Source organism: Mesorhizobium sp. M7A.F.Ca.CA.002.09.1.1 (assembly GCF_003998555.1).
In the GTDB taxonomy this organism is placed as follows: Bacteria; Pseudomonadota; Alphaproteobacteria; order Rhizobiales; family Rhizobiaceae; genus Mesorhizobium; species Mesorhizobium ciceri.
The window spans coordinates 1-7,337 of the sequence record NZ_RZRR01000051.1 but is presented as its reverse complement, the minus strand read 5'-3'; the positions used below and the strand labels follow the sequence as shown (position 1 = coordinate 7,337).

The 7,337-nt window shown below is 64.6% G+C and carries 7 protein-coding genes; 1 reads left to right on the top strand and 6 read right to left on the bottom strand.

What is annotated here, in order from left to right; all coding sequences use genetic code 11:
• A partial coding sequence (locus EN994_RS04250) for a hypothetical protein (RefSeq protein ID WP_245465983.1) occupies positions 1-847 on the top strand: 847 nt, incomplete at its 5' end.
• Here the strand turns inward: EN994_RS04250 and EN994_RS04245 are convergent.
• The 6 genes from EN994_RS04245 to EN994_RS04220 all read right to left on the bottom strand — a co-directional run.
• Entirely contained in the window at positions 842-1,387 is a 546-nt protein-coding gene (locus EN994_RS04245; protein ID WP_027160689.1) for a gluconokinase, read from the bottom strand. The two genes, EN994_RS04250 and EN994_RS04245, sit on opposite strands and share 6 nt — an antisense overlap.
• A 2-nt stretch (positions 1,388-1,389) precedes the next feature.
• A complete protein-coding gene (locus EN994_RS04240) occupies positions 1,390-2,376 on the bottom strand; it encodes an ABC transporter permease (protein ID WP_013530866.1) in 987 nt (328 codons plus the stop codon).
• A complete protein-coding gene (locus EN994_RS04235; RefSeq protein WP_013530865.1) occupies positions 2,373-3,353 on the bottom strand; it encodes an ABC transporter permease in 981 nt (326 codons plus the stop codon). Before EN994_RS04235 ends, EN994_RS04240 begins: the two co-directional genes overlap by 4 nt.
• On the bottom strand, positions 3,350-4,897 hold the full coding sequence (locus tag EN994_RS04230) for a sugar ABC transporter ATP-binding protein (protein ID WP_063168516.1): 1,548 nt from the start codon (positions 4,895-4,897) through the stop codon (positions 3,350-3,352). The genes EN994_RS04235 and EN994_RS04230 overlap by 4 nt, the downstream gene beginning before the upstream one ends.
• 79 nt (positions 4,898-4,976) lie before the next feature.
• Positions 4,977-6,104: a sugar ABC transporter substrate-binding protein gene (locus tag EN994_RS04225; protein ID WP_013530863.1), complete on the bottom strand. Its 1,128-nt coding sequence runs from the start codon at positions 6,102-6,104 to the stop codon at positions 4,977-4,979.
• Positions 6,105-6,406: 302 nt separating this feature from the next.
• On the bottom strand, positions 6,407-7,337 hold a 931-nt coding region (locus EN994_RS04220), incomplete at its 5' end, for a LacI family DNA-binding transcriptional regulator (RefSeq protein ID WP_127307408.1).

Genomic DNA, 7,337 nt, shown 5'->3' with positions numbered 1-7,337 from the left:
GGCCTACGCTGCAGCGACGCACGCGGTGCTGGGCGATGGTATCGATGCACGCAAGCTGTTCGAGGGATTGCTGGCAGCGCGCCACCGCCGCCGCTTGCAGCTCGCCGCACATCTGGTGGCCGGCCGCTGGTCGCCGACGATCCGGCTGGAGGGGTTGGCGGGGCTGCGGTCGGCCTTGCAGCGCGGCCACGGCGCCATCCTCTGGTGCGATCAGTTCACCGCCCAGACCATCATCGGCAAGCGCGCGCTGTACGAGGCCGGTATCGAAGCGCATCAGGTGAGCGTCAACACCCACGGTATTTCCGAATCGGCGTTCGGCTTGCGTTTCCTCAATCCGCCGCTGATCGATGTCGAAAACCGGTTCCTGAAAAGCCGGGTCGTCTTTGGCCGCGACGACACCTATCAAGTCACCATCCGCATCCAGAAGATCCTGAAGCAGAATGGCGTGGTGACGATGACCAACACCGTCCATGCCGGCACGAGCTTCACCGAGGCAGCCATGGGCGAAAGCGGCTGGACGCATCTCGCCTCGGCACCGGCGAATTTCGCCGCCAGGGGCAGGACCGCCCTGTTTGCCATGTCGACCTTCGAAGTGGTTCCCTTCATCGAATACCGGGCCGTGCTCAGCCCCGAGCTGACGCCGGAGGCATCTGTCAGCCCGGCAACGGACATGGCCAGGGATGGCGCCAAGAACATGACTGTGCAGGCGCACTACATCCTGCTCAAGCGCGACCGCCTGCTGGAAGCGCTGAAGCTCTACCCCGAGCAGATGCTGACGTGGTCCCGCCGGCAGCGGCTGACCGAGGCCTCGGACAGCATCGGCATCGGAATGGATGAAGGCTCATGACCGGCGTATCAGACGGACCGCGGCGGCGACGAGCTCACCGACCGGGCGTGTGGCATTGAGTTTCGAGGCGCGCTCATCCGCAGCCGGCGGCTCGAGGATGGCGAACTGGCTGTCGACCAGGCTCGCCGGCATGAAGTGGCCCTTGCGGCTGCCGACGCGCTGCCTGGCCGTACCAGGGTCGATCTCCAGATAGAGGAAGACGATTTCCGGGCAGAAGCCGCTCAGCCGGTCGCGGTAGCTGCGCTTCAGCGCCGAGCAGGCGGCGACCACGCCGTTGCCCTGCCCCACCGACGCGGCGATGCGCTCGCCGATCGCGTTGAGCCAGCCTTCGCGCAGCTGATCGGTAAGCGGCTCGCCGCTTGCCATGCGTGCGACGTTTTCCGGAGGATGCAGCCTGTCGCCCTCGATAAAGGTAACGCCCAGAGCGGCGGCAAGCCCAACGCCCACCGCCGACTTGCCGCAGCCGGCGACGCCCATAACCACGATGGCCGGCACCGAGCCGGGGGCGCTCGTCGGCGCCTGTGCTGCCGCTTCGTCCACTGTCAGCGGCTTGCCGGCGCGCGGCCGTAGAGCAGCAGCATGGCGACGATGACGACACCGTAGATGATCTGCCGCCCCGCCTCCGGCATCTGCATGACCGACAAGATGGATTGCAGCAAAGTGATGAGGATGACACCGGCGACAGTGCCGAGATAGGAGCCGCGCCCACCCAAGATCGAGGTGCCGCCAAGCACCACCGCGGCGATCGACGGCAGCAGATAAGCGTCGCCCATCGACTGCGCCGCCTTGGAGGCATAGCCGGCCAGAAGCACGCCGCCGAAAGCCGAGAGCCCACCGGAGACGGCGAAGGCGATCATCACCACGCGCCTTGTGTCGATGCCGGAGAGATAGGCCGCGCGCTCGCGGTTGCCGATGCCGTAGACGGTGCGGCCGAAGCCGGTCCGCGTCAGCACGAACACCATCGCGGCCCCGATCAGCGCCCAGATGATGACGGCGTTGGGCACGCCCGGAATGGCGAAACCGGTCGCCAGGTAGCGCATCGCGCCCGTCGCCGAATCCTGCGGCGAGAAGCCGCCGGTGTAGACCACCATCAGCCCTTGCGCGACAGCGTTGGTGGCCAATGTGATGATCATCGAGGGGATGCGCAGATAGGCGACGCCGATGCCGTTGACGACGCCGATCAGCATGCCGCAGATGATGCCGAACGGGATGGCCAACGCCACGCCGACCGGGCCGTACGCCGCCGCGGCGCAGGCCATCATGGCGCCCGCCGCCACCGCCCACGGCACCGACAGGTCGATCTGGCCGAGCAGGATGACCAGCATCATGCCTGTCGCGATAACGCCGAGGAATGAAGCCACCTTGAGCTGCTGCAGGAGATATTCAGGCGACAGGAAGCTTCTGGAATAGAGGCTGCCGAAGAACAGCAAAAGCACGATGCAGGCAAAGGCCGTCAGCACCGCCGGATCGGCGCGGCGGATGAATCTTGGCATGCGGCCGGCAATGCCGCCAAGCGTCGTTTCGCTCACAGGAACCACTCCAGCCGGTTGCGGACCCGAAACAGGGCGAAGGCGCCGAGGCTGACGGCGACCAGCAGGATAACGCCCTGGAACAGCGGCTGCCAGAGCGGATCGAAATCGAAGACGAACAACAGGTCGCCGATCGTGCGGAAAGCCAGTGCGCCGAAGATGGCGCCGATGGCGCTGCCCTTGCCGCCGAACAGCGAAACCCCGCCGAGCACCACGGCGGCGATCGAAAACAGCGTGTAGGAGTTGCCGCTGGCATAGGCCGCCTCACCCGTATAGGTGAAGAAGGTCAGGAACAATCCGCCGATCGCCGCCAGCAGGCCGGCCAGCGTGTAGGCGGCGAACTTGCCGCGCCGGATCGGCACACCCGACATGTAGGCCGCCGTCTCCGATGAGCCTGCCGCGTAGGCGGCGCGGCCAAGCACCGAGCGGCTGAACGGCACCCAGATCACCAGCACGATGGCCAGCAGCACGACGAGACTTGCCGGCACCACGCCGAACACACGACCGGTCAGCGCATCGGCCAGGTCCTCATTGACCGAGCCGCCCGGAAATGGCCGCAGCAACAGGCCGATGCCGTAATAGACGGCGCCTGTGGCAATGGTGGCGACAATCGGCTGCAGCCGGCCATAGATGACGATGGCGCCGTTGATGGCGCCGCACAGCAGTCCCACCGCCAGCACGGCGATGACGCCGAGCGTCGTCTGCATCGGCGTTCCCACCACCAGCCACGAAGCCAGGCAGTTGGTGAGGAGAAAAATCATGCCGACGGACAGGTCGATGCCGGCGGTGATCACCACCAGCGTCTGCGCCATGGCGACGAAGGCGAGCAGCACGCCCTTGTTGGCCGCCGTCTGCACCACATTGGCGGTGAAGCCGGCCGGATGGTTCGAGGTGTAGATGACGAACATGACGATGAAGATGCCGAACGCCAGCAGCGTTCCGCGCTGCTCGGCCAGCCAGTAGCGCCAATCCTTCATGCGCCCACTCCCAGGCCCACCCGGCTCTCCTCGCCATGGATGTTGAGCGCGCTTGATATCAGCGCCCGCTCGGTGATCTCGGCGCCGACCAGCTCGCGCTTGACCGCCCCGTCATAGAGCACAAGCACACGGTCGCAGCAGCCGATCAGCTCGTCATAGTCGGTCGAGTAGAACAGGATCGCAGCACCCGCGTCGGCCAGTTTGCGCATCAGCTGGTACAGCTCCTGCTTGGTGCCGACGTCGATGCCGCGCGTCGGATCGTTGAGCAGGATGATGCGCGGCTGGCGCATCAGCCATTTGGCGATGACCACCTTCTGCTGGTTGCCGCCCGAAAGCGCGCCGACCGGAATGTCGAGGCCCGCCGTCTTGATCGCCAAAAGACCGACCATGTCGTCGATCAGCCGCTGCTCGGCGGCACGGTCGATGATGCCGGCTTTCGACAACCGGTCGAGCGCGGCGAAGGACAGGTTCTCGCGCACCGTCATCGGCAGCATCAGCCCTTCGGTCTTGCGGTCCTCGGGAATGAGCGCCATGCCGATGCCGTCGTCGCGCGCAACGGATGGACTGGTGATCGACACAGGCTTGCCGTCGATCAGGATCTGGCCGCTGAGGCCGCGCAGCACGCCGAAGAAGGAGAGCAGCAATTCGCGCTGGCCCTGGCCGTCGAGGCCGCCAAGGCCGACCACCTCACCTGCCCTGACGGTCAGCGAGATGTCGTGCAGCCGGTCGGCCCATGAGAGCTTGCGGGCCTCGAGCCTGGGGGCCGCGGCGGCAGGCACGGCCGTCGGCTTGGGCGGAAAGATATGGCTGTATTCGCGGCCGATCATCAGTTCGACCACCTCATTGTCACTCTTCGAGCCGGCTGGATAGCTGGCGACATTGCGGCCGTTGCGGAACACCGTGCACTGGTCCGCCAGTTCGGCGATCTCGTTCATGCGGTGCGAGATGTAAAGCAGCGCCAGCCCTTCCGCGCGCAGCCGCTTCAGCACCGCGAAGATCTTCGAGACATCCGCGGCAGTCAGCGCGGAGGTCGCCTCGTCGAGGATGAGGATGCGCGGCTTGCGTGCCAATGCCTTGGCGATCTCGACCATCTGCCGGCGCGACAATGGCAGGTCCTTGACCAGCGCCAGCGGGTGGATGTCGGCGGCGCCGGCACGAGCAAGTGCTTCTTCGGCGATGCGGCGTTGCGCCTTGCGGTCGATCATGCCGAAGCGTTTGGGCGGGTCGGAAATGACTATGTTGTCGGCAACGCTTAGCTCGGGGACCAGCGACAGTTCCTGGAAGATGCAGACGATGCCGGCCTTATTGGCGGCACCCGGAGAGGCGAAGGTCGCCTCGCGCCCATCCAGAGTCATGCGCCCCTCATCGGGCGCCACGACACCTGCCATGACCTTGATCAGCGTCGATTTGCCGGCGCCGTTTTCACCGAGAATGGCGTGAATGCTGCCGGCTTCGACAACAAGCTCGGCCTTCTCCAGCGCGCGTACACCGCCATAGCGCTTGGATATGCCTTCCATACGAAAGAGCGGAGCCGCACCGTCCATCGGCCCTCCCAGGGCGATTGTGGAATTGAGACAAACGCCGCGGCTCAAGCCGCGGCGCCAGGTGACAGCCAGCGATGATTTACTGGTTTTCCTTGGTCTGACCCATGATTTCCTGGGCGCTGAAATTGATGCCGCAGGTCGGGAAGGAATTGCCGACGAAGAAATTGTCGGATTCCTTGGGGAAGTAATCCGTGCCTTCCTTCATGTTCGGGTCTTCGGCGATCGCCAGCGGCAGCTTCACCTCTTGTGGCACGACTTCGCCTTCGAGTGCGGCGATCGCGGTCTTGATGGCGACGGCGACCTGAGCCGGGCCCGAGCCCGCGGACGAGCACTTCAGCCCGTCGGCTGAATGCGCGGCGCAGAACTTGCGGAAGCCGTTCTCGGTCTCGCCGCCAAACGGCACGAACGGATGCTTGGCGTCGATCATCGCCTGCACGATGCCCGTGTCGCCGCCCTGCCCGGTGATGCCGTCGAACGGACCGTTGGTGGCGATCGCATCCGCGGTCACCTTCTGTGCCACGCCGTCATCCCATTTGCCGGCGACTTCGGTCACGTCCCACTTCTTGCCGGACGCATCGAACACCTCGTGGATGCCGTTGTGACGATCGGTGTCGACGGAGGTGCCGGCGACGCCGCGCACTTCCAGGATCTTGCCGCCGTTCGGTATCTTGCCGACCAGCCACTTGGCCCACAATTCGCCAAGACCCTTCTGATCGACATTGACGTTGATGGCGTCCTTGGTATCGAGAATGTTGTCGAAGGCGACCAGCACGATGCCCGCTTCCTTGGCACGCTTGATGACCGGACCGAAGGCCGTCGGGTTCTGGGCGTCGGTGACGATGGCGTCATAGCCGGAATCGATGAAATTGTTGATCGCCGAGATCTGTGCCGGCACGTCCTCGCCCGTCGAGACGACCTTGAATTCCTTGATCTTGGCTTTGACTTCAGGTTGCGCGGCGTAGGCCTTGGCCGTCTGCACCATCTGGATGCGCCAGGTGTTGGCGATATAGCCATTGGCGAAGGCGATGCGGAACGGCCCTTCCTTCTTGGGATATTTGAAGAATTTGGTCTCTGCGCTCCACGGCGCGAAACAGTCCGCCTGAGCGGCGGGACCCGACACGATTTCGGGTCCGGCGGCCATGGCGGCCGAATTGAGCATGACGAATGCAGTGGCGGCAACGACGCCACCAACGAGTGACTTGATCATCGATAATCCTCCCGATTGCAGTTCTGATTGTTCGTTTCGCAATGCGAATTTTTCGCGCGATGGACCGGCACCTCCCGCCTTGCCATGCGCTTCCTCGGCCGCCCGTGATGGCCGACCCGGTACCTCCCTTGTCGCCGCCAGCGGGGCGAAAACTATCATATTATCCATAATAAACAAGTATTAGTTGTCGCTTATGTATAATAAACAGGTGCGACCTATCGTTCATGCAACTGCCTGTAGGAGATGGTAGCGCTACCAAATCGGCGTGTAAACCGGCATTCGCACAGTCGCTTCTGTGCGTTTCAACGCGCCGTGCTCTCGCGGCGCTTGAGCTCGAAACCGAGATCTACGATCCGTTGCTCCGGTCTTTTGCCGGCGATCGCAGCAAGCGCCATGGCGACGGCACGCCGGCCGATCTCATAACGATGGGTGCGGATGCTGGTGACCGAAGGAAACGCCACCTGCATCATGTCGAGATCGTTGAAACCGACGATGCCGATCGTCTTCGGCACCGCGATCGAGGCGCGATGGCATTCGAACAAGACGCCGAGCGCGATGTCGTCATTGTTGCAGAACACCCCGTCGAGTGTCGGCACCTTGGCCAGCGCGTCGCGGAACATCTCGCGGCCGAGCGACACGCTGGACAGCACCGGCGTGGTGGTGACGAGGCGCGGGTCGAACAGGCCCGCGGCCTCCATCGCCGCGCGATAGCCGGCAAGGCGCCGCTGCGAACGCGGATCCATGCGCGCGCCGATGAAGCCGATGCGGCGATAGCCGGCCTCGATCAGATGCTCGGTCGCCGCCCTCCCGCCATCGAGATGCGAGAAGCCGACCATCATGTCGACCGGATCGGGACCGGTTTCCATCACCTGCACCACAGGGCAGCCGGCACTTTCCAGCAGCTTTCGCGAAGCCGGCGTCTGATCGATGCCGGCGACGATCAGCGCCGCTGGCCGTTGCGAACCGAACAGCTGCAGCAGCCGCTCTTCCTCGAGGCCGGAATAGTGGGTGTTGCCAAGCTGGATGCGGAACGGGCTGGCCGACAGGCTGTCATAGATGCCGCGCACCACCTCGGCGAAGACGTTGTTGGTAAGCGACGGCACCAGCACGCCGAACACCTCGGCGCGCGCCGAGGCCAGCGCCCGGGCATTCGGGTCCGGCACGTAGCCCAGTTCGTCGACAGCGGCCTGGATCTGGCGGCGCAACTCTTCGGAGACACGCTCCGGCTCACGC

Bases quoted from the DNA above. Each gene is read 5' to 3' on its own strand.
- EN994_RS04225 (WP_013530863.1), bottom strand. From the start codon at position 6,104: ATGATCAAGTCACTCGTTGGTGGCGTCGTTGCCGCCACTGCATTCGTC.
- EN994_RS04230 (WP_063168516.1), bottom strand. From the start codon at position 4,897: ATGGACGGTGCGGCTCCGCTCTTTCGTATGGAAGGCATATCCAAGCGC.
- EN994_RS04235 (WP_013530865.1), bottom strand. From the start codon at position 3,353: ATGAAGGATTGGCGCTACTGGCTGGCCGAGCAGCGCGGAACGCTGCTG.